General features: G+C 41.7%; 20 protein-coding genes. 12 read left to right on the plus strand and 8 right to left on the minus strand.

Translation table 11 applies throughout. From position 1 onward, the window contains the following. The first annotated feature begins 180 nt into the window (after positions 1 to 180). The 3 genes from IPM71_02035 to IPM71_02045 all read left to right on the plus strand — a co-directional run bounded on the left by IPM71_02035 (position 181) and on the right by IPM71_02045 (position 3,428). A complete protein-coding gene (locus IPM71_02035; protein QQS51527.1) occupies positions 181 to 1,467 on the plus strand; it encodes an anthranilate synthase component I family protein in 1,287 nt (428 codons plus the stop codon). 47 nt (positions 1,468 to 1,514) lie between these two features. Further along, on the plus strand, positions 1,515 to 2,840 hold the full coding sequence (gene tilS / locus IPM71_02040; protein QQS51528.1) for a tRNA lysidine(34) synthetase TilS: 1,326 nt from the start codon (positions 1,515 to 1,517) through the stop codon (positions 2,838 to 2,840). Positions 2,841 to 2,909: 69 nt separating this feature from the next. Then, complete coding sequence (locus IPM71_02045) at positions 2,910 to 3,428, plus strand: HEAT repeat domain-containing protein (protein QQS51529.1); 519 nt, start codon at positions 2,910 to 2,912, stop codon at positions 3,426 to 3,428. 48 nt (positions 3,429 to 3,476) lie between these two features. On the opposite strand, the gene IPM71_02050 is transcribed toward IPM71_02045, so the two are convergent. Both IPM71_02050 and IPM71_02055 read right to left on the minus strand, forming a co-directional pair. Continuing rightward, positions 3,477 to 4,454: a dihydroorotate dehydrogenase-like protein gene (locus IPM71_02050; protein QQS51530.1), complete on the minus strand. Its 978-nt coding sequence runs from the start codon at positions 4,452 to 4,454 to the stop codon at positions 3,477 to 3,479. A 1-nt stretch (position 4,455) separates the two neighbouring features. Next, entirely contained in the window at positions 4,456 to 5,142 is a 687-nt protein-coding gene (locus tag IPM71_02055) for a YggS family pyridoxal phosphate-dependent enzyme (GenBank protein ID QQS51531.1), read from the minus strand. 428 nt (positions 5,143 to 5,570) lie between these two features. Between IPM71_02055 and mdh the strand changes: the two genes are divergently transcribed. Both mdh and IPM71_02065 read left to right on the plus strand, forming a co-directional pair. Next, positions 5,571 to 6,500, plus strand: coding sequence for a malate dehydrogenase (gene mdh / locus IPM71_02060; GenBank protein ID QQS51532.1), 930 nt, complete (start codon positions 5,571 to 5,573; stop codon positions 6,498 to 6,500). Positions 6,501 to 6,920: 420 nt separating this feature from the next. Then, complete coding sequence (locus IPM71_02065) at positions 6,921 to 8,579, plus strand: HAMP domain-containing protein (protein QQS51533.1); 1,659 nt, start codon at positions 6,921 to 6,923, stop codon at positions 8,577 to 8,579. A 28-nt stretch (positions 8,580 to 8,607) separates the two neighbouring features. Here the strand turns inward: IPM71_02065 and IPM71_02070 are convergent, their stop codons facing one another. Continuing rightward, positions 8,608 to 9,234, minus strand: coding sequence for a carbonic anhydrase (locus tag IPM71_02070; protein ID QQS51534.1), 627 nt, complete (start codon positions 9,232 to 9,234; stop codon positions 8,608 to 8,610). Positions 9,235 to 9,441: 207 nt separating this feature from the next. Between IPM71_02070 and IPM71_02075 the strand changes: the two genes are divergently transcribed. Next, positions 9,442 to 9,819, plus strand: a complete 378-nt coding sequence (locus IPM71_02075) for a hypothetical protein (GenBank protein QQS51535.1) — start codon at positions 9,442 to 9,444, stop codon at positions 9,817 to 9,819. A gap of 112 nt (positions 9,820 to 9,931) precedes the next feature. Further along, positions 9,932 to 12,196 carry a TonB-dependent receptor gene (locus IPM71_02080; GenBank protein ID QQS51536.1) on the plus strand — a complete coding sequence of 755 codons (2,265 nt, stop codon included), beginning with the start codon at positions 9,932 to 9,934 and terminating at the stop codon, positions 12,194 to 12,196. Between the two features lie 43 nt (positions 12,197 to 12,239). Here IPM71_02080 and xerD read toward each other — a convergent pair whose 3' ends face one another. Continuing rightward, positions 12,240 to 13,136: a site-specific tyrosine recombinase XerD gene (gene xerD / locus IPM71_02085; protein QQS51537.1), complete on the minus strand. Its 897-nt coding sequence runs from the start codon at positions 13,134 to 13,136 to the stop codon at positions 12,240 to 12,242. Positions 13,137 to 13,263: 127 nt separating this feature from the next. Between xerD and pyk the strand changes: the two genes are divergently transcribed. The 5 genes from pyk (at position 13,264) to IPM71_02110 (ending at position 19,647) form a co-directional block, all read left to right on the plus strand. After that, complete coding sequence (pyk, locus tag IPM71_02090) at positions 13,264 to 14,682, plus strand: pyruvate kinase (GenBank protein QQS51538.1); 1,419 nt, start codon at positions 13,264 to 13,266, stop codon at positions 14,680 to 14,682. Between the two features lie 77 nt (positions 14,683 to 14,759). Continuing rightward, positions 14,760 to 15,269 carry a hypothetical protein gene (locus IPM71_02095; protein QQS51539.1) on the plus strand — a complete coding sequence of 170 codons (510 nt, stop codon included), beginning with the start codon at positions 14,760 to 14,762 and terminating at the stop codon, positions 15,267 to 15,269. Then, complete coding sequence (locus IPM71_02100) at positions 15,256 to 17,886, plus strand: gliding motility-associated C-terminal domain-containing protein (GenBank protein ID QQS51540.1); 2,631 nt, start codon at positions 15,256 to 15,258, stop codon at positions 17,884 to 17,886. The genes IPM71_02095 and IPM71_02100 overlap by 14 nt, the downstream gene beginning before the upstream one ends. Further along, positions 17,883 to 19,079, plus strand: a complete 1,197-nt coding sequence (locus IPM71_02105; protein QQS51541.1) for a tetratricopeptide repeat protein — start codon at positions 17,883 to 17,885, stop codon at positions 19,077 to 19,079. The genes IPM71_02100 and IPM71_02105 overlap by 4 nt, the downstream gene beginning before the upstream one ends. Positions 19,080 to 19,164: 85 nt before the next feature. After that, positions 19,165 to 19,647, plus strand: coding sequence for a hypothetical protein (locus tag IPM71_02110; protein QQS51542.1), 483 nt, complete (start codon positions 19,165 to 19,167; stop codon positions 19,645 to 19,647). 60 nt (positions 19,648 to 19,707) lie between these two features. Here IPM71_02110 and IPM71_02115 read toward each other — a convergent pair whose 3' ends face one another. Genes IPM71_02115 through aroB form a run of 4 tightly spaced genes read right to left on the minus strand, consistent with a single transcriptional unit; the run spans position 19,708 to position 23,229 of the window. After that, positions 19,708 to 20,493: a prephenate dehydrogenase gene (locus IPM71_02115; GenBank protein ID QQS51543.1), complete on the minus strand. Its 786-nt coding sequence runs from the start codon at positions 20,491 to 20,493 to the stop codon at positions 19,708 to 19,710. Positions 20,494 to 20,522: 29 nt separating this feature from the next. Continuing rightward, entirely contained in the window at positions 20,523 to 21,515 is a 993-nt protein-coding gene (locus IPM71_02120) for a chorismate synthase (protein QQS51544.1), read from the minus strand. A gap of 48 nt (positions 21,516 to 21,563) precedes the next feature. Continuing rightward, complete coding sequence (locus IPM71_02125; GenBank protein ID QQS51545.1) at positions 21,564 to 22,211, minus strand: type I 3-dehydroquinate dehydratase; 648 nt, start codon at positions 22,209 to 22,211, stop codon at positions 21,564 to 21,566. Then, on the minus strand, positions 22,186 to 23,229 hold the full coding sequence (gene aroB / locus IPM71_02130) for a 3-dehydroquinate synthase (GenBank protein QQS51546.1): 1,044 nt from the start codon (positions 23,227 to 23,229) through the stop codon (positions 22,186 to 22,188). The genes IPM71_02125 and aroB overlap by 26 nt, the downstream gene beginning before the upstream one ends. Positions 23,230 to 23,240: the final 11 nt, after the last annotated feature.

The raw sequence follows: 23,240 nt of genomic DNA on the forward strand, positions 1-23,240 counted from the left end.
AAGAAAGATAATCATTATACTCATGATTGCAAATACCTTACATTCTTGAAGAAGAAACAACTAAAAATATGGAAGTCCGATTAAACTTTTAATAAAACATAAGGGTTAAGATTAAATTTCGTCTTCAAAGAGTTTTTATTTTCTTAGCGTGATAAAGCAATAAGCCATTACTTTTGCGTCATGAACAATCAACAGGATTTTATTCTCGATTCGTCAAGCCATTTCAAACTGAAATGCCTGGAGTGGCTGCGTGGTTTCGATGTGTTTTGCCTGCTCGATAGTCACTCCGATGTTCACACTCCACAGCCAAACAATTATCCTCAGTACGATCTTTTAATTGGCGCAGGAATGGCTGCACAAATTGCTTCGCCCGATCATTCAATTGCAGATATCGATCGGGAACTCGAATCGAAGCCAGACTGGTTGTTCGGATTTTTTTCTTACGAATTAAAAAATTCGATAGAAAAGCTTGCTTCGTCTCATGCCGATTACCTCGGGTGGCCTGAATTTTATTTTTTTAAACCTCAACACCTGATTCTGATTCATGGCGACCAAGTAAGCATTCGAAGTTCGATTGCCCCGGCCAAGGAATTGTTTAGTGCCATTCTAAATACTGAAATGCAGGTTGATTCCGAGACTATGAGCATTGAAATGACTCCGAAAATGTCCAGGAATGAATACATTGAAGCGGTGATGAGACTTAAAAATCACATCCACCGTGGCGATATTTTCGAAGTAAATTACTGTCAGGAATTTTATGCCCATCAGTCGATCGATCCCTTTTATGCCTACCGCCAGCTTAATGTGATCTCGCCTTCACCCTTTTCCTGTTTTTTTCGTCTGCATGAAAAATATTTACTTTCGGCCAGCCCTGAACGATTTTTAAAAAAAACAGGAGACGAAATTATTTCACAACCCATTAAAGGTACTGCCCCGCGCTCTTCCGATGAAAAAACAGATGCTAATCTGAAAGAAAACCTTAAAAACAATCCGAAAGAACGTAGCGAAAACATTATGATTACCGATCTTGTCAGGAATGACTTGTCGAAAATAGCCATTCCCTTTTCTGTGAAGGTAAGAGAGCTTTGTGGCATTTATAGTTTTAGCCATGTGCATCAAATGATATCGACCGTGGCAGCTCAATCAAAAACCGATAGCATCGATGCAATTGTCCGCGCTACCTTTCCGATGGGCTCTATGACTGGTGCTCCGAAAATAAGGGCCATGCAGCTGGCCGAAGAATTCGAAATATCAAGACGTGGATTGTACTCAGGTGCTGTGGGATACATCACACCCGAAAAAGATTTCGACCTAAGCGTGGTAATTCGCAGCCTTCAGTACAACCAAAATCAAAGATACCTGAGCTATATGGTAGGGGGTGCTATTACTGCTCTCTCTGAAGCAGAAAGGGAGTACGACGAATGCCTGTTGAAAGCTGCAGCTCTCGAGAAAGTACTTAAAAGCTAAGAAAAAATCGCTTGCAGAAATTCGCTGAATTACGCTAAATTTCAACTATGAAGGAACAATTCAAACAATTTATCGAAGTCAACAAGCTTTGCGATCCGCAAGATCATATTTTGCTAGCCATTAGTGGAGGAGTCGATTCTATGACCATGCTGCATCTCTTTCTGGAATCGGGGTTTAAAGTAGCTATGGCACATTGTAATTTCGGTCTGCGCGATGCCGAATCGGATGGCGACGAAGAATTGGTTTCGCGTACAGCCATGAATCTAGGCGTTCCCCTGTATGTAAAACGATTCGATACAAAAGCCTATGCGGAGACACACAAAGTGTCGATTCAGATGGCTGCCCGTGACCTCCGATACAACTGGTTCAGAAAACTTATGAAGGAACATGGGTTGAACAAAATTGCCACCGCCCACCATGCGAACGATGTGGCCGAAACTTTTCTGATTAACCTTACGCGGGGCACAGGCATAAAGGGATTAACAGGCATTCCTGTCAATAACAATCAACTGATAAGACCATTGTTATTTGCCACAAGGAAAGAAATTGAAAATTATGCTTCCTGCGAAAAGATTGGATTTCGTGAAGACTCCAGTAACAACGAAAGTAAATACCTTCGTAATTCAATTCGACAATCCATACTTCCGCTATTCGAAAACCTGAATCCATCTATTATAACAACCATCAACCAAACTGCAGCGCTTTTAAAAGAAGCTTCTGGTATTTATCAACATCATATCGATCAGCTTTTTGCTATGCTCACAAAAAAAACAGGTGAAATTATTTACGTCGATATCGAAAAGATTAAAAGCCTTCAGGTAAGCCCCACTCTTTTATTCGAATACATATCTAATTATGGTTTTACCTTCGATACTGCCACACGAATGATTGAAAACATCGATCATCAACCTGGCGCAACTTTTTATTCCACCACGTTTAAAATTGTAAAAGACAGAAAACACTACATTTTGTGTCCGCGCAACCAGGACGATGGTGAAGAATACTTTATTGAGGAGGGCCAGACAAATTTCAGCGGACCTATCCGATTGGCAATAAGCAGTATACCTATCAGCAAACAATTCAGTTTAAAGCGCAACAAAGAAATTGGCAGCTTCGACCTGTCGAAACTAACTTTTCCGCTAGTGGTGCGCCGTTGGCAACATGGCGACTATTTTTACCCGCTAGGTATGCGCGGAAAGAAAAAGCTGAGCGATTACTTTACAGACAAGAAAATTTCGTTACCTGAAAAAGAAACCACCTGGCTTGTTTGTTCGGGAAATGACATTATCTGGGTGGTGAATCATCGTACAGACAACCGATATAGTATCACTAAATCGACACGCGAGGTTCTTCAGATTGAACTTTTAGCCTAATTTTATTCAAATTTAAACCATAACCTGACTTATGAAGTCCGGCATTAAGCATAAAAAGCCAGAAACACTATGACCGCTAGGGAAAAATACTACCTCGATGTACAAACCAGGTTTTCTTCCGGAAACAAAAAAACAATTCTTACTACCCTTCATGAAATAAGGCAAAAAGGACATGCCAATATCCTTCCACTGGTTGTTTCGCTGTTGAACAAACATCAGCATGATGAGGTAAGAGAGGAAGTGATTTCTATACTGGGCCAACTCAAAGACAAGGAAGCTGTACCTTTTATCATTGAGCAAATTAAGTCGTCTGGCACGGATACTTTTAAAAGTGAACTGATCATGACCTGTTGGCAATCGGGGCTCGATTACAGCGAACACATCGATGTTTTCACTCAAAGTTTTATTGATGGCGATTTTCAAACAGCCATCGAAGCATTTTCTGTAATAGACGAGTGGATTGATCAGGCTGGCAGTGAAAAAATTAAGCAATGCAAAGAGCTTCTGGCAGAAAACTTGCCAAAGGTAAGCCCAGAAAAAAAAGCCTTCTATCTCGAGCTGATTAAGCTGATAGAAAGCTTTCTTTAAACTTTTAACCCCCCACAGGATATTGGCAATGGAACTGGCTTAAAGAAATTACTTTTTGTCGGAATAGTATTTCATAAACTGTGAACGTTCGAATACACTTGGGTCTTTGATGCGTTTGTAGTTTAATCGACCTTTAAATTGTTTAATGCTATCAAACGTGTTTTTGTGCATCCATTGCTCAATCTCTTTGTTGAGAGTTTGAATGTATTCGGGTCCGTTTTTGTAAATAGCCGAACAAACTTGCACAGCGCTGGCCCCGGCCAACAATTGTTTGATAACTGCTGCGCTGCCATGTATACCTGTTGAGGCACAAATATCTATGTTTTCAACCAAAGAGGAAAGAATACCTACCCAACGAAGGGTAGTGCGCATTTCCTGGGGTGCGCTGATAATATCGGCAGGAGTAAAATCGATGGTGTCGATGTTAATGTCTGGTGCATAAAAACGATTAAAAAGCACTACCGATCGCGCACCTCTTTTGTAAATCTGATCGATAAAGGCAGGTAAATTTGTAAAATGGGGTGCCAGCTTTACAGCCACAGGAATTTTTGTAGAAGAAACTACAGCGGTGATGATTTCAAGGTATTGTTTTTCGTAATAAGCCGAGTCGCTATTTACTTTTGAGGGTAGCAGGTATACATTCAGTTCGAGTGCATCGGCACCAGCCTCTTCAACTTGTTTTGCAAACGAGAGCCACTCACCAGCTGATACGCAATTTATGCTTGCAATTACAGGAATACCCACTTGCTTCTTTGAATCCTGAATGAGTTTGAGGTAACTCTCCAGATTGTTATTCCGGATATAATGCATCAGGTAATCGCCGGCTTCAGGGTATTGTCCCTCTTCCAGCATACTGTTCGCTTCGAATTGAATTTGCTCCTGAAAAAGCGATTTTAAGACAACGGCACCAGCTCCATTTTCAGCAAGTTTTACAATCTTTTCAGGCGAATCAGTAAGTCCTGAACTGCCCACAATCACAGGCGATTTAAGGGTATAACCCAGGTAATTGACAGAAAGATTACTCATGTTATTCTGTTGAATTATTATAATTACGTTCTCCAAATATACTACTTCCAATCCGAATCATATTCGAACCTTCGCGCAATGCTACCTGATAATCATGCGACATGCCCATCGACAAAACAGTAAAATCCTTGTCGTCAAAAAAATAGGCCGATTTCAATGCCCTGAACAAAGCCGATAACCCAGAGAATTCTTTTTTTACCTGGTCGAGATTGTCGGTAAAGGTGGCCATACCCATCATACCAACTATCCGGGCCGCTTTGATTTCAGCAAATGATTCGGAGCGGAGCAAGTTATGAATATCCTCTGGAGCCATTCCATATTTGGTATCTTCTACTGCAATTTTGCATTGCAATAAGCAAGGAATAACCCGATTATTCTTCAGGGCTTCTGAATGGATGGTGGACAATAGTTTCAAACTATCTACTGCATGAATCATGCTTATGAATGGAGCGAGATATTTTACCTTATTGGTTTGCAGATGTCCGATAAAATGCCACTCAATGTCTTTGGGCAACTCTTCGTACTTTTTTACCAATTCCTGCACTTTATTCTCACCAAACACCCGATGACCTGTTTGGTAAGCGTCCATGATATCTGCGTTGGGTTTGGTTTTAGAAACAGCTACTAAAACAACCTCCCGAGAAAGTTCATTTTTAATTTTAACCAGGTTTTCACCTACAATACCCATACGAAGCAAACTATTTTTACCCGATTAGATTGAAATCAAGTTCGTTTTTCAAATCACTTAATCTGCCGTAATAAGTGCAATCTTCCCTTCTGGCAGCCAAAATTTGATGCTAAAAGTAGAAAAAGCACATTAATTTCGAACTTTCTGCACCAATGAATTTACTCTATTTAGACTAAATCTACATAAAAAGCTAAGGGTAACCTAATTATAAGAAAAAAAAACTTCAATACAGTATTAGATTAATTATCTGTTACTTAGTTATGCATTTAAAATATCCAAGCCTATATTCACCGATACAATTACAGAGTAAAATCAGAAAATTTTACATAATATTAACATCTTCATCAAACCAATGGCTGATTCTTTTGTTAGTTTTAAGGTTTTGAAATTTTGTAGATTCTTATTATCCTTATATAAAATAAGCAGGAATGAAAATAACAGTTGTTGGAGCAGGAAACGTAGGTGCCACTTGTGCGGATGTGCTATGCCAGAAAGATGCGGCCAGCGAGCTGGTTTTGCTGGACATAAAAGAAGGTTTAGCGGAAGGCAAAGCTCTTGATTTGTGGCAAAGTGCCCCGATTAACCGTTTCAACACCAGACCAATTGGAGTAACGAATGATTACGAAGCCACCAAAAATTCTGATGTGGTTGTGATAACTTCAGGCCTCCCACGTAAACCTGGCATGAGTCGCGATGATTTAATCGAAATTAATGCAGGTATTGTAAAATCAGTGACCGAAAGCATAATAAAATATTCGCCCAACACTACCATTATTGTGGTATCGAACCCACTTGATGTAATGACCTATCAGGCCTATTTAACTGCCAAAATACCCAAGAACAAGGTAATAGGTATGGCCGGGGTGCTCGATACTGGTCGTTATCGGGCTTTTCTGGCTCAAGAACTCCATGTGAGCCCAAAAGATATACAAGCTGTTTTAATGGGTGGACATGGCGATACCATGGTGCCCCTTCCCCGCTATACTACAGTGAGTGGTATTCCCGTAACAGAACTCATAACCAAAGAAAAGCTTGATGCCATTATCGAACGTACAAAATTCGGCGGAGGCGAACTGGTAAAGCTTATGGGCACCTCGGCCTGGTACGCACCAGGTTCGGCAGCGGCCCATATGGCAGAAGCAGTAGCAAACGATCAAAAGCGCCTGATGCCTTGTTGTGTAAAACTCGAAGGTGAATATGGACTTAAAGATGTATTTGTTGGCGTGCCTATAGTGCTGGGTGCTGGTGGAGTGGAACAAATCATTGAACTCGACCTTACCGATGAAGAATTGAAACTCCTGCAACAATCTGCCTCCAGTGTAAAAGAAATGATGGATGTTGTGGATAAAATGAAATAAGTACTGGTATTTATTAATTTTGAAAAAGCTACCCTGGAGGTAGCTTTTTTTTATCCAAATCAATTAACAGGCATACCCTAATTGCTAATTAAGTCAAAAGACTCTATGATTAGCCCCGATTATACCAGTTAAGACCATAAAATTATATCTTACCCACCCTCACCCCTCTTTCCGATAAAGGGGATGACCCCCGCGCTGTTCCCAGTAGGGAAGTAAAAAGTGCCGGTTGGAAAAAAATAAATGCGTGATATTACTATTAATACAGGCTTTAATTACCTCACTGGTATGATAATGCCTATTTATAAAAAACTTAAAAAATTTCAGATTCTATTTTCATTTTCAAAATATGCAGAACAAAAATAAAATCATGACGTATATCCACATATTTTTTTTAAATTAGTTTCATAACCCTTAATTGCAATGCATCTTCTGACCAACCTCCCCTTAAAGTCGAAATTCGGATTAATGTTCCTTGTTGTTTTCCTTACTTTTACAGCCAGTGGCATAATCAGTTATAGGAGTATTAAACAGGTTCAACAAGAATGGGATACTTACCTTGACGAAATAGCCATCCGGCAAACCCGCATCATGGAAATCCAAACCGGATTTGGTTATGGGGGAATTATTCACAACTTCAAGAACTATATGATTTATGGGGGCGATAAGAATATTGAGTATTACAATACCTTTTCTGACACCACCAAAATGGCCATTGACAATTATCTTCAGATTAAAAGTTTAAAGAATGAAGAAAGGTTGGCACTGGAAACAATAAATGAAACCCTGCTCCACTACGATGCTACCTTTTTGAAATTGGTGGAAGGTCATGCCAACCATGTCAGTGTTGATACTCTGAACTCACTGGTTCAGATTGACGATGGCCCGGCGCTGAATGCTTTGCATGAGTTAAAAACCGTGTATACCGAACTAACACTTCAAAGAAACGAATCGATAAAAAATAAAATCGTTGCCAGTCTGAGTATCTTGCTTGCCAGCCTTGCAATTGCCATCAGTATCGTTATACTCATTAACCTGATAATTGGTAACCGTATTGTAAAATCGGTGGCATTTTTAACTTCAAACCTTAAAGCCATCGCAAATGGTGATATAGGAAAGAAGAATATTACTATTTATACCCGCGATGAGTTAGGCGAAGCTTTGCAGGCTATGAGCGAAATGAAACATAAGCTTCGGGAAATATTAAGCATGGTGCATGAAACATCCGATAATTTTGTGAATGAAAGCAAGCACCTGAGCCAGACTGCCCAGGAAATTGCCGAAGGCGCAAAAAAACAAGCCGATGCCACCGAAATGGTTTCGATGTCGGTAGAAGAAATGAATGCCAACATGGTAATGAATGCGGAAAATGCCCAGAACACAGAAAAGATTTCTTTCGAAGCTTCGAAAAGGATTGAGGAAGGCAATCAGACATCGGAAATTGCAACCCAATCGATCACTCACATTGCAAATCGGATTAAGATAATTAACGACATTGCCTTTCAAACGAATATTCTGGCACTTAATGCAGCGGTAGAAGCAGCCCGAGCCGGAGATTACGGTAGAGGATTTTCAGTAGTGGCCGCTGAAGTGCGCAAGCTGGCTGAGCGCAGCAAACTTGCTGCAGACGAAATTGACCAGGCTTCGAAAACTGGCGTGGAGGTTTCGGTAAAAGCCCGCAAGCAACTCGAAGATATTGTACCGGAGATTTTAAAAACCGTAGACCTGGTAAAAGAAATTTCGGCCTCTGCGCAGGAGCAGATATCAGGCGCTGAACAAATTAATTCAGCCATTCAACAACTTCATGGAATAACACAACAAAATGCCAGTTCGTCTGAAGAAATGTCTCAACGGGCCGACGAATTGCTCATTCAGGCAAGGCAGCTTAAACGAATCGTATCTTTCTTTAAAACAAAAGAAGAGCCGGTAAAAAAATCTGATATGAAAGCGAAAGGTAATTTAGCCTCGGTAAAAAATGCCGGGCAGCCTATTGAAGCCTCTAAGATTATTTCTGATAATAAAATAGAACTAGTGCCTGCTGCCAAAAATGCAGCTGTGGAGAAAGAACTCGAAATGTTTTAGGTAACAATTATTTCGAAAACAATTGTTTTTAAATAATCCGGTAGATTTCCATAATTTCTGCCAGAATTTTATCGAAATTGATTTTAAGGTCAATGAGTTTGCCGCTGTGCACATCAAACACCCATCCGTGCACCTTTAGCTGTCGATCTTTATAAGCCTTTTGCACATCCGAAGTCTTAATTACATTGATGCATTGCTCCTGCACATTGAGCTCTATAAGCCTTTTATAACGTGTATCTTCGTCTTCAATCTGATCTAATTCTGACCGGTGAATCCGATACACGTCGCGCACATTCCGCAGCCAGGGATTAATAATGCCCATATCGGCCGAATGCATGGCAGCTTTTACCCCTGTACAATAATAATGACCACACACCACAATGTTTTTAACTTTCAGGTATCTCACGGCATAACTTATCACCGACATGGCACTTAAATCGGTATTCGGAACCATGTTGGCAATATTCCGGTAAACAAAAACTTCACCAGGCTGAACACCCATTAGCTCCTCTGCAGTCACGCGGCTGTCTGAACACCCGATGTACAAAAACTCCGGATTCTGGCCCTTCGATAAGCGTTTAAAGTAGTTTTTATCAATTTCAAGCTTTTTTGCTACCCACTCTTTATTGTTTTCAAATATTTTTTCGATGTTCATAGAATAGAGATTTTATAATTGCGATTGAAGAAGAATCCATAAGGCCAAAAATAAGACACAAAACTGAAGAAACAATAAACTGATTTCGATTACATTTATACTTTAGCCATTCGTTCAGAGAATGCAAAAAGAAAATTGTTTTCGAACTAAATGTTACAAAACATTCAAACTACTTATAGCCACTATGTGAAAAATGCAAACTTATCAATGAGAAGTCAAATCACAGCCATATTCTTAACCGCCTTAATTCTCATTCAACCTGCCCACATAGCGGGTGTTTTTATTCGTTTTAAAATTAACCAGGATTTTTATGCCAGGGTGCTTTGTATCAATAAAGAAAAGCCTGAACTAAAATGCCATGGAAAGTGCCAGCTTAAAGAACAGCTAAAATCAACACAACAAAAAAACCATGCAGATAATAACTTAGCCATTGAGAACCTAAATATTTTTCTCTTATTTAAAACAATGGTCAACCTTAAACTTGAGCTTTTACCTGAAAAACACCATAAATATCCGGATTTCTGGATGTGCAATTTCCTTCCTGCTTGCGCTATGCCTGTTTTCCATCCTCCCCAAAATTCTTAAAACTCTTCTTTTATTTTTTTAGCTGCATACAAATAACAAAATCTGATATGTGGTGGCATAGCTGTTCGAAAGAGCATAGCGCAGTCATTCTCATATCATAATTCGATGCATTATGAAAATTACTTTTGTTAAATATATCTGTTTGATCCTTACTCTGTTTGGCACTGTACCTCTGATGGCACAAACTGCCCAGAAAAGAATACAAATTCTTGATTCAAAAACACTTCAACCCGTTCCACTGATTCACTTTTCGACCCAAAAGCAACATGGACTTTCCGATGAGCATGGTACCATACTTATTAACCATTTCGAAGATTGCTCGCTGAAACTATCGCATCTTTCTTATGGCCAGATATCTATACCCTCCAGCAAGCTAGCTGAGTTCCTGGAGTCTGGAAAAATTCTTCTCGAAGAAAAGGAAATTCTTATGCAACCTACCGAGATAATACTTGTAAAATCGACAAGCGAGCCTGCTGCAAATACCGTAATTAATCAGTCCGATAAGATTACCCACGATGCCGGAGCCTTTATGGATCATATCCCAGGGGTATCGACCATAAAAAAAAGTGGAAGCTACGGATTCGATCCGGTATTCCGTGGTTTTAAATACGAGCAGTTAAATATTATTATGGACGGTGGACAAAACTCCTTAGCCGCTTGCCCCAACCGCATGGACCCCCCTACAAGCCAGGTGAGCATAAATATGACCGACCGTGTGGAATTCTTAAAAGGGCCCTACTCTCTGCGTTATGGCAATGCGATAGGCGGTACATTTAATTTTATTTCGCCCGAACCTACATTTACGGAAAAAGCTAAAATAGAAGGTCGTGTCACTGGTGGATACGAATCGAACGGCAACATCATTCGCAGCGAGGCTATGCTGGGTTTAAGTCAGAAGATTAACCAGACCAGAATCTTTAGCTCCTATTCAACGGGCGATGATTATACCGATGGAAACGAACAGAAAGTTCCGGCTTCCTTTTCGCGCTTGAGTTCTGGTATCACAAGCAATTTTAAAATTGCTCCTTCACAGGTAATTAGTCTTTCTGCCACTTACAATGTGGCAAACGATGTCGATTTCCCTTCTTTACCAATGGATTTAAGGTTCGACCATACTTTACTTCTCAATACCAGACACAGTTTCGAAACGAAGAATAATACCTTCAGAAGCCTAAAGACTCTGGTTTATGGAAGTTTTGTGGATCACAGAATGGATAATTTCCTGCGCACCCAACCTCCACGCACAGTGGATGCCTCGACCGATGCAAACACAGAAACTGCAGGTGCAAGAACAGAAGCCTTGCTAAACTTTGGAGCCTCTAAACTTTACACCGGATTGGATACACGCCTTAATTTTCAAACCGGCGAGCGTACCCGTAAATTTCTTACCGGCCCGAATACAGGCAAAAGCATGAAGGATAATGTATGGCAAGATGCACACATGCAACAACTTGGCACATTTGCCGAGCTACAACTTCCAGCCAATAAACTTCTTTTCATAACAGCATTGCGCATAGATTATAACCATTCGTTTCTCGGTAAACCCGATTCTGGTTTTGTGGCAGTGAATCCGACGCATACACAATCGGTATATAGTCTGAGTTTCAATGCGGGATTTACCAGCAAGTTTAGCCAGAGCAGTAAAATAGGTTTGTGGCTGGGTCGTGGGCAAAGAGCAGCAAGCACCACAGAATTGTACATCAATTACTTTCCGGTGGGTACCGATGCCTATGAGATGTTGGGTAATCCTGAGCTGAAACCAGAAATTAACTACCAGGCCGATGTAAATTACACCTGGCAACCTCCTACCAGCCTGTTCAATGTCAATTTGTTTATTTCTTCCGTTCAGAATTATATTTCATCTACCATTCGCCAGGATCTCACACCTCGCATTGCTTCTGCACCGGGTGTCAGGCAATATATAAATATTAAACGTGCAATGATCACCGGATTTGAAGTGGGCTACCAGCAAGAATTACCGTTTAACCTTCTCGCGGGCCTCACGGCAGCTTATACCTATGCCGAGGATAACGAACACCAGAAACCCTTACCGGAAATCCCGCCACTTGACATGCAATTGGTGGTAAAGGGGAGTTATTTCGCGCAGAAAATAAAACCAGAAGTGTTGCTGCGGCATGCAATCGAACAAAACCGAATCTCAGCAGAATATGGCGAAACCCCTACCGAATCTTTTACAATAATTGATGCAGCAATTACATACACGCCAAGACCTCGGATAAGTTTTTTGGTGGGTGCAAAAAATCTTACAGGCACAAATTACTACGAACATTTAAGTCGCTCGCTAAGTAATACCAACAATTTACCTTTAAATAATCCGGGTCGGAGTGTATATGCGATTTTGTTGTTACAGTTTTAAGCATACATGCTTTGGCTCAAGCCCCTCTTTAACATCTAATAAGCTATGCTCGTGGGTGATGTTCGATGATGGTCTGGCGCAGGTAACTTTGGTCGAGATGAGTGTATATTTCGGTGGTTATGATAGACTCATGACCCAACATCTCCTGCACTGCCCGTAAATCGGCACCACCCTCCACCAAATGAGTGGCAAAAGAATGCCGGAATGTATGTGGACTAATATTTTTTATAATACCGGCCCTTTCGGCAAGGATTTTAATGATATTAAAAATCATTACCCGCGACAATTTGTTGCCCCGACGGTTGAGAAAAAGAACATTGGCCGCCTGTTTTTGAATTTCGAGATGATTGCGTTGTTGCTCTTTATAGTGTTCAATGGCTGTAAGTGCTGTTTGTCCAATAGGCACAAGCCTTTCTTTATCACCCTTTCCTCTAACGCGTATAAATCCCTCGTCGACAGCAATGTCGGTAAGCTTCAGATTTACCAGTTCCGAAACACGCAAGCCACATCCATAGAGAGTTTCCAGAATGGCTTTGTTCCGGTGCCCTTCTGACTTTGATAAGTCAATCACCGCTATCATCCTGTCGATTTCTTCGACCGATAGCACAACCGGTAATTTGCGACCCAGCCTGGGAGCTTCAAGAAGAGCAGTGGGATTTTCTTCTAATTTATTCGTGTATAACAAAAAACGAAAAAAAGATTTGATCGAAGATACATGCCTGGCTTGAGTGGTCTCAGCTACACCAACCTTGTTAAGCTCATGCAGAAAGGCCCTCAGATGATGGATTTCTATCGACTTGTAACTGATTCCCGCGTAAGTGTATTCGAGAAATTTAAATACTTTTTGCAAATCGCGTAGGTAATTCTCAAGAGTACTTTCAGATAAATTCTGCTCCAGCAACAGAAACTGGCGGTATTCAACCAATAGATTTTCGTCCAATTTTTACGTAGAATTTTACACTATTTTAACATTTTTCTCAACCCGATAGTATACATTTGCAGCCTCGAAAATAAGAACATCAAATTAAGCTTAAATTATACAAATTCAGAAACATAATTATCTAGTTATGATAAAAAAGACCAAAATTGTAGCAACCATTTCTGATTTGAGGTGCGATGTAGATTTTATCAAATCGCTCTTCGATGCAGGTATGAATGTGGTGCGACTCAACACAGCCCATCAATCGAAAGAAGACACTCTGAAAGTAATTAATAATGTTAGAAAAGTTTCTGAACGAATTGCCTTATTGCTCGATACCAAAGGGCCTGAAATTCGCACTTCAAAATCGAATTACGAATATTCGGTGGACCGTGGAGACAAGTTGAAAATAAGGGGTAATTCTGAAAAAGTAACCGACGAAACCTGCGTTTACCTTTCGCACAACAGGTTTGTGGAAGAGGTTGAAGTAGGCCAGAAAATACTGGTTGACGATGGGGAGTTGGAAATGGTGGTGCTGCAAAAAATTGACGACTATCTGCTTTGCGAGGCAACAAATAGTGGGGTGATTAAAAGCAAGAAAAGTGTGAATGTGCCTAACGGAACTTTTTCGCTTCCGGCGCTTACCGAACGTGACCGTGATTATATACAATTTGCCATTGAACACGACCTAGACTTTGTAGCTCACTCTTTTGTGCGCAACAAAGAAGATGTAAAAGAGATACAAGATATACTGGATGCTAAAAATTCGAAAGTAAAGATTATAGCTAAAATTGAAAACCAGGAAGGGGTTGATAACATCGACGAGATAATCGAGAATGTATATGGAGTAATGGTTGCCCGTGGAGACCTGGCCATTGAAATTCCTTATGAGAAAATACCGGGCGTTCAGAAAAAAATTATCAATAAGTGTATAGAGGCACGTAAGCCGGTAATTGTGGCTACCCAAATGCTTCATAGCATGATTAAGAACCCACGCCCGACACGTGCCGAGGTTACCGACATTGCTAACGCTATTTACAGTAAAACCGATGCCATTATGCTCAGCGGTGAAACAGCCTATGGAGAATATCCTTTAGAGGCTGTACAAACCATGTCGACCATTGCCATGGAAGTTGAAGCCAGCAGGGGCGACTATCATAAAACGCCCATCACAGTGCTGAGCACAAAAATATCGGCATATCTGGCCAAATCGGCTGTAGAAGCCTCCATTAAACTCGATGCCCGTGTAATTATTGCCGATACTTTTAGCGGTCGCACCTTACGCAATCTGGCTGGGTTCCGAGGTCGCAAAGCTGTGTATTGCCAATGCTACGACAAAAGAGTAATGCGCGAATTAGCCCTCTCCTTTGGTGTTTTTGCCAACTACATGAAAGCCGACCGTGCCAATGCGTTTATAAATGTGAGCCTTGATCAGCTTAGCGAAATGAATGAGGTAAATGACGACGATTGTGTAATTGCTATTGGTGGTAATTTCGGAATTTCGCATGGTGCATCGTTTATAGAAATCAGCAGCGTAAATAACATACGCCAGAAATACGGAAAATAGAAATCCTCGTAATATTTTAAGGGCCTCACCAAACCAGTGGGGCCTTTTTTATATCTTAGAACCAAATAACTATATCTATGATTAGGCTAATATCAATGGCTTTCGTGTTCCATTCTGTATTTGCCTTTGGCAAACATCCTGTTCACTTTACTATTGTCAACATGGATCTTGATCTGGCAAAGAATGAACTCACGTATTCAATAAGGCTATTTCAGGAAGACATGAACACCCTCTTTATGGACTTATATCACGAAGAGCTTTTTCACTCGTCGGACACTTTCGATTTCGAAAAAAATCAGGATAAGTTTATTCGCTATTTCAAAGAGTCGCTGCAGATTTATATTGATGGTGCAAGGCTCGAACCCGAATTAAACAGTCAGACAAACGGAGAAACAGAATATTGGCTCTATTTCAGAGCTGAAATACCTGAAAGTGCAAAGCTTTTGCGCATTAAAAACACACTTTTCATTTCATACAACAAAGACCAGTTGAACCTCTTGATTTTTTCGTGTAACAATAAAGAAAAAGGCTTAACTTTCGGTCCTGAAACTACTGAAAGCACTATAAATATTGATGATTTTAGGTAAAAAAATGCTCGGCCGAAAAGCCATCGTGTATCTGCTTCTGCTTGGAAGCTGGCTACCCTCTGTATCGCTTGCTACCCACAACCGTGCAGGAGAAATAACCTATAAACGAATCAGCGGCTATACTTTCGAATTTAAAATTACCACCTACACCTATGCACTCAGTGGCGCTAACCGCGCATCACTCCCAGTTTCCTGGGGCGATGGCACCTCTCAGGAAATAGGGCTTACATCACGCATCAACCTCCCAAATGACTATCTTTTCAATACCTATGTAGCTACCCATACCTTTCCGGGTCCGGGCACCTACCGCATCCTTATGGAAGACCCCAACCGGAACGAAGGCGTGAGCAACATCCCCAATTCGGTGAATGTGATCTTTTCCATTCAAACCCTTATGCTTATTGAACCTTTTATAGGCACCAATTCAACTCCGGTGCTCTTAAATCCGCCCATCGACAAAGCTGCCCGTAACCACACCTTTATTCATAATCCTGCCGCCTACGATTCCGATGGCGACAGCATTTCTTATAGCCTTACCGTATGCACCGAAGCCGGAGGAAGACCCATTGAAGGATATACATTTCCAACCGCCAGTGACACTCTATATGTCGATCCGGTAAGTGGCGACCTTACCTGGATTACACCTGTTGACCTTGGAGTATACAACATTGCCATATACATCGATGAATGGCGAAACGGCATTAAAATAGGGCGTATTACACGCGATATGCAAATTGATGTGTACGACACCGACAACAATCCACCGGTGAATCAGTCCATTCCGGATTTTTGCGTAGAAGCAGGCGACACCATCACTTTCCTGGTTACTTCTACCGACACTGACAACGATGCCGTAAAACAGACCATGACCGGTGCACCCTTTTTTGATGGCACGGCCACCTTCGAGCTCATCGAAGCTGGAGCAGGATTCAGCACCTCCCGCTTTACCTGGATTACTAATTGCAACCAGGCACAGCAGCAACCCTACAGTTTGGTGTTAAAATCAGAAGATGTGGTAACCGATGTCAGTTTGGTCGATATTACCAGCTTTCAGGTGCGGGTGCTGCACAATGCTCCAAAAAATCTGGTTGCCGAAGCTAGCACCGACAATATCAAACTCAACTGGAAACGCAGTAATTGCGGTATTCCGCAGGGATACAATATTTACCGACGTATCGGATCCTACGATTTTATCCCTGATAGTTGCGAGAATGGCTTGCCCGGATATACAGGCTATTCGCTCATAGGCCAGGTTGATGGACAGAATGATACTACTTTTATAGACGATGACCAGGGGCAAGGTCTGGTGCCCGGATTTGATTACTGTTATAGGATTACAGCATTTTATGGCGATGGAGCAGAGAGTTTTGCATCGAACGAAATTTGCGCCATACTCATACCCGGATTGCCTGCAATGCTGCAAGTAAGTGTGCTGGAAGACAATGCCAGTACAGGTGAAATATCGGTAAAATGGGCAAAACCAATCGATTTCGATACAATTGACGACGGCCCCTATATTTACGAAGTATATCGGCAAAGCCCCAACGAAACAAGCTATTCCCTTATTGACACCATACATTCCATAACCCTCGCTGACACAAGTTTCATCGACAAAAACATCAATACGCTTCAATTTCCTTATTATTACTCAGTAAGGCTTCTATACCTGGATAGTAATAATGAGTGGATATTGTATCCGGGATACGAATCGGCCTCGTCGATGTACCTCAATTTAATTGGTAAAGACAATACAATTTATATCGATGTATTAAAACGTTCGCCCTGGCTGAATAAATCGTATGCTATTTTCAGAAAAGCGGAATTGGAAGTTGATTTTGATTCCATTGCATCGGTAAACAACCCTACTTATGCCGATATCAATCTGGGCAACCTGGTACCTTACACCTACCGGGTAAAAAGCTCTGGCGAACGCCCTTTAAACAACCGCCTCTATCAAACTACCAATATTTCGCACCTGAACACTACCTCGGCAGTCGATACTATATTCCCTTGTGCACCCCTGCCTTCTGTAATTTCGGTATGCGACAGTGCCTACAACCTTTTAAGCTGGTTAAGCCCAAAAGCCATTTGTGGTTCAAACGACGTGGTAAACTATCTGATATACTACAGTCCGAGTCAGAATACTCCGCTTCAATTAATTGAAACCCTAAACGAAACCGACACAGTATACATACACCGGCTAGGCATTGAAACCCTGGCTGCAATATATGGCGTGGCAGCGGTAGATTCTTTCGGAAATACCAGTAAAATCAACACGGTTTCTATCGATTCCTGCCTGATGTTCTCGCTGCCCAATGTCTTTAGTCCAAACGGCGATGGAGTCAACGATATGTTTGTCTCTTACAACCTGGGGGGATTTGTTAAACGGGTAGATATGGCAATTTTTAATCGTTATGGTCAGGTGGTTTATAAAACTACCGACCCCGATGTCAATTGGAATGGAATCCATAAAGACTCAAAAAAGACAGTGTCCACAGGAGTTTACTACTATATCTGCGATGTAATTGAACCGCGCCTAACAGGTGAAGTACACCGCACTCTGAAAGGATTTATTCATGTGTATTCTGGCAATGAAACCAACATTTCCGGCGAATGAGAAAGCTTTTCAGCATATTGTTTCTCAGCCTTGGTTTGTTTGGCTATGCCCAGCAACCTAATTATTTTCTGCAAGGTGTTTCCGACCTGAAAAACAATAATCCGGATGCTGCCATGCAAAACCTGGATAAAGCTTTAAAAGAAGACAAATACTCAGCCAGGTCTTATCTCTACCGGGGAATTGCCTATTATCAGACTCAATTGTTCACACTAGCTGCCAGCGATTTGTCGCAAGCCTGGAAAAATGGAAATCCTGAGGCGGCACTTTGGCTGGCAAAAATAAAGGCGCAATTGGGCGAAGTAGATTCTTGTATTAATTACATCCAGGCTTATCTGAAAATTAATCCCTTTGCCTCAAAGTCTGAATTATTGCGTATTTCCGATTTTCAGCCCATTCAAAATTCAGACAGTTGGTATGCCTATGTTTCTTCCAGCCAGAATTCTCCCCTCGAAGAAGCTATAGAAGAAGTAAGATATTATTTTATAAATAATCGGCCCGAAGATGCCCTTTCGTCAGTAAACCAAGCTATTAGCCTGTATGGCAATGATGTAATATTGCTCGACCTAAGGGCACAGGTTTATAATAGTCTGCAAAATTTTTCGCTGGCAGCTGCTGATTATCGTACACTTCTGAAAACAAATCCATCCAGCAGCCGATTTTTAAAAGGCTTAGCTCAATGCCAGTTAAATCAAAAAGAGTTTACCCAGGCAAGCGAAAATTTAAGATTGCTTATCACTGAAGTTCCGGAAGATTTCGAACTCTATCTCTTACATGGCACTTCGGAATTGGGCAACAAACAACCCGCAAATGCCCTCAGAGCAGTAATTACATTCCTTAATTATTTCCCAACAGATTCGACAGCGCTGTTTCTTTCTGCACAAGCCTATTTCGATTTAGGACAATACCAACAAGCCCTGCGCAGTATGAATTCGCTCTTTGAAAAATATCCTCCCAATGCCCGATGGTTTTCCCATCGTGGCCGGTGTTATTTCTCCACCGGAGCCTATAACCCGGCTGCATACGATTTTTCTATGAGCCTCGACCTCGATCCCCGCAATCCGCAAGCTAACCTGATGCTGGGAAATTGCTATTCGAAATTGGGGCAACCCGAAAAAGCCTGCTATTTCTGGAAACGGGCACTTAACTATGGCGAACTTCAGGCAACTGAATATCTTTTGAATTTCTGCCAGTAAATTGCCCTTTCCTTATTCTTAATTGCATTTTTTTAGAATCGCATTTGAAGAGATTTATGCAAGAAAAAAAGTGATAGAGGGACCTATGAAACACACAACCGAAAACCAAATCTGCTGTCCTCCTTTTAAACCCGAACTGTGGGACGATAAAACCTTCGAATGGCAAAACAAAAAATTCATTACCGACAAGGTATTTACTTTGTTTTACATGCCCATGAACTTTGGAGGAGCAATGCGTAGACTGGATAAAAAAGTAAGCGCAGCTGGCAGCCAAATACCCGATTACCTTTGCCTGGCCGACCATACATCGAAATGGAATATGAATTTATACCTTTCTGTGGATAAAGAAATTCCCTTCGCGGACAATACCAGTTTAACTGGCAAATTCTTTAGCAAAGTGTATGAAGGTCCTTTTCGCAACACTGAAAAATGGTGCAAAGATTTCGAAGGCATTGCAAAGTCGAAAGGCTATACGCTAAAAAAATGGTTTATGTGGTATACTACCTGCCCTAAATGCGCAAAAAAATACGGTAAAAACTATGTAGCTATTGTAGCTGAGATTCAATAACTGATTTCGAATCTAAAAACCTAAAAAAGAAACTTATGGAAAGAATTAGCCATTTCTCTGCTATTCTTTCATATTTTCGCGCAAGCCCGAAAGAAACAATTTCATGGCTGCCGTGTCTTTGTCTTTTATAATCCTCTTAAGCTCTTCGTGTTTTTTACCAATTTCATCAATTTGCTCATAGGTATAGGGACTGAACAGAATTTCAGAAAGCAGGTAATCATCTTCAGACAATAAACCTTTAGCAATCTGATGGTGCTTGCGGAAAGTAGTTCCGGGAGCTTCCTGGTGTTTCATGCAGGAAGCAAAAAGCATAGATGACACAAATGGTATAGACAGGGAATAGGCTATTGTTTTATCGTGCTCAATAAAAGTATACTCGAATATGCGAATATCGAACTGGTGATAAAAATGACGAAAGAATTTTTTTCCTTCCTCGTCACTTTGCGTGATTATGATTGCATTCTGCTCACTCAGGTCGTGCATTTTAGCAAAGGTAGGGCCAAACATAGGATGAGTAGAAACGAACCGCCTACCGGAGTTAAGGTAAAATTCGCGCAGAGGTGTTTTTACTGAAGTAATATCCGATAAAATACAAGTCTCTGGCAAATACGGCATCACACTCTCAAATACCTCAATAGTTTTATGCAGGCTAACGGCATTAATCACCAATTCGGGTTCAAAGGCTTTAATTTCATCATAAGTGAGCAATCGATGACAATTGAAAAGGTATCGCATGCGGGATTTTTCGGTATCGAAAACAGCCACCTCGAAATCGAGACAGAGTGAATCGACAAACCAGGCTCCCATGCGCCCCGCTCCTAGCACCAGTATTTTATTGATTTTCATATCCCGAATAGTTTTGAATATACTGTCTTTTACTGAATGATACGCTTAATCTCCTGGGCCTGCATCATAAAATCTGCCAGCACAATGGCAGTGGCAGCCTCCACTATCACCGGGGCCCTTAGTGCCACACACAAATCGTGACGGCCTTCGACAACAAGACTTTCTACCTTTCCTGTTTTTACATTCAATGTTTTTTGTTCTTTCGAAATGCTGGAAGTAGGTTTGATGGCAAGCCTAAAAACCAATTCGTTGCCATTGGTAATGCCCCCATTGATGCCTCCGGCATGATTGGTTTCTGTTTTCCCATCCATCGACAAAATATTATCGTTGTGCTCGCTTCCGCGCATACGGGCTGCGGCAAAGCCAGAGCCAAACTCAATTCCCTTTACTGCTGGAATAGAGAACATCATATGAGCCAGTACCGATTCCACAGAATCGAAAAACGGTTCGCCCAGACCAACCGGCAATCCTTTTATCCGGCATTCGATAATGCCCCCGATGGAGTCCTGCTCTTCTAAGGCCCTATCCACAGCAGCATCCACATCTGCATTGCCGCCAGCCTCAATCAATTTCGCCGAAATGCTCACTTGCGATAAGAGCTTTTTGGCCACTACCCCGGCAGCTACCAGACCAAGAGTGATGCGGGCAGAGAAATGACCCCCACCACGAAAATCTTCAAAACCGCCAAATTTTTTCGATGCTACAAAGTCGGCATGCCCAGGACGAGGCATTTCGCGCAGCTTATCATAATCGGCCGAGCGGGTGTTGGTATTTTCGAACTGAATTAACAAGGGGGCACCCGTAGTGAAGTTGTTAAACACACCGTTAACCAAACGTGGTAGGTCGGCCTCTTTGCGCGGTGTAGTGCCCTTGGCTCCGGCACGCCTGCGCGAAAGATCGGCATTAAAATCGGCAACCTCCAACTGCAAACCTGCTGGCAGGCCATCAACTACGATACCCACTCCCGGACCATGCGATTCTCCAAAAATGTTAATTCTGAATAGATGTCCAAAACTGTTCATATTGAGTTTGTTTTGTGCTAGATGCGAATAAAGGTAAGGAAAGCTTTGTTATGCAGTTAAATACTTTGACAGTTCGGCCATTATTGCTTTCATATCGGAATAGGATATTTGTCCAGGAGCAGTTCCAACTTCGCCATCTGCAGCAGCAAAAGTAAACGATGCACCTAACAAGGGAGCCATTACACGCGAGAGTTTCCCTTCCTCGCCCATGCCAATAGCTACCAATGGTCTGGAGTCGGAATAGAGCGACATCAAACGGGCATTGTCGACCCGGTTGTGCACCATTGTGGCCAGTTTGGCTATGTCGGCACCTTTCGCAAAACAAGAGTCGATAATTTCGAATAGCTCACGCATGCCGGGGGTTTCGCTATAATTATGGTACGAGATTATTACTTTGCATTCATGCCTGCGGGCAAGGTCCACAATGCGTTGTCTTTGTTCATCGGAGGCTTCCAGTTCAATATCTACATATTTGGCACCTGCCACAATAGCCCGATGCAAAAGTTTGTATTGCTGTGATTCTGACATCGAATCGGGTCTGCAGGTTGCTATCAGTGGCACCTTGCCGGAAAAAACCAAATCAATGGTCTCTTCATCAAAGCCGGTAAGGTCGAGCCGGATCTCGGCCATCTCAATACCTTGCAGGGTAGCCAGACATTGCCTGTAATCGCTATTGGAAATCGCTACGCAAATCATCAATCATATTTTCTAATTCTGTATAGGGGACTTTTTTGGTTACCGCTTTGCCGATTGACTCGAGTAATACCAAATGAATTTCTTCTCCTTCGCGCTTTTTATCCTTTTTCATTGCATTGAACAACAAGGCGATGTCAATATTTGGCTTAACAGGCAACTGATAAGCTAATAGCACTTGCTCTATCCGGTTTGCTTCCAATTCAGTAAGCATTCCCAAATTGACCGATACCCTTGAAGCTAACACCATACCCACGCTCACTGCCTCGCCATGCAAGATACCGGTGAGTTTTTCAATGGCATGTGCGAAGGTATGCCCAAAATTCAGCAGCCTGCGCTCGCCCTTTTCCCTTTCGTCGGCCTCTACTACTTTAGCTTTCACGGCCACCGCTTCGTAGATCATTGTATCAAGCACATGGCCATCGAATGAAAGCGCTTGTGGAGCATAATTCGAACAGTATTCAAAAAGAGAAGCGTTTTTTATCGCGCCGGCTTTAATAATTTCAGAAAAACCAGCTCTAAATTGTCGGGCATCAAGGCTTTGCAACATGCTGGTATCGCATAGCACGAATTCGGGTTGGGCAAATACGCCTATCATATTTTTATAACCTCTGAAATTCACTCCATTTTTACCCCCTACACTGGCATCGACCTGAGAAAGTAAGGTGGTTGAAACAAAGCCAAATGGCATACCCCGCATAAAGCTGGAAGCCACAAAACCAGCTACATCGCATACAATTCCACCACCCATGGCCAGTAGAAAGCTGGTACGGTCGGCCTCAAATTCAATAAGTTTATCATAGATGAGTTCCAAAGTCTGCAGCGTTTTATTCTGCTCACCTAATCCCATGGCTATCACTGGAACATCCGCTGGAAAATGTTTTCCATAAATAGCCTCTACCAAGGTGTCGGTGAGGATGATGGTTTTTCGGCCTTTCAGGTAAACCGACAAATTAGCTAACTTCTCACCGATAAGTATCTGAGATAGGTTCGATTCTGCTTTTACTTCGAGTATCTTCATGCCTTTTGCTG

The sequence above is a fragment of the Bacteroidota bacterium genome (assembly GCA_016699695.1).
Lineage (GTDB): Bacteria > Bacteroidota > Bacteroidia > Bacteroidales > UBA10428 > UBA10428.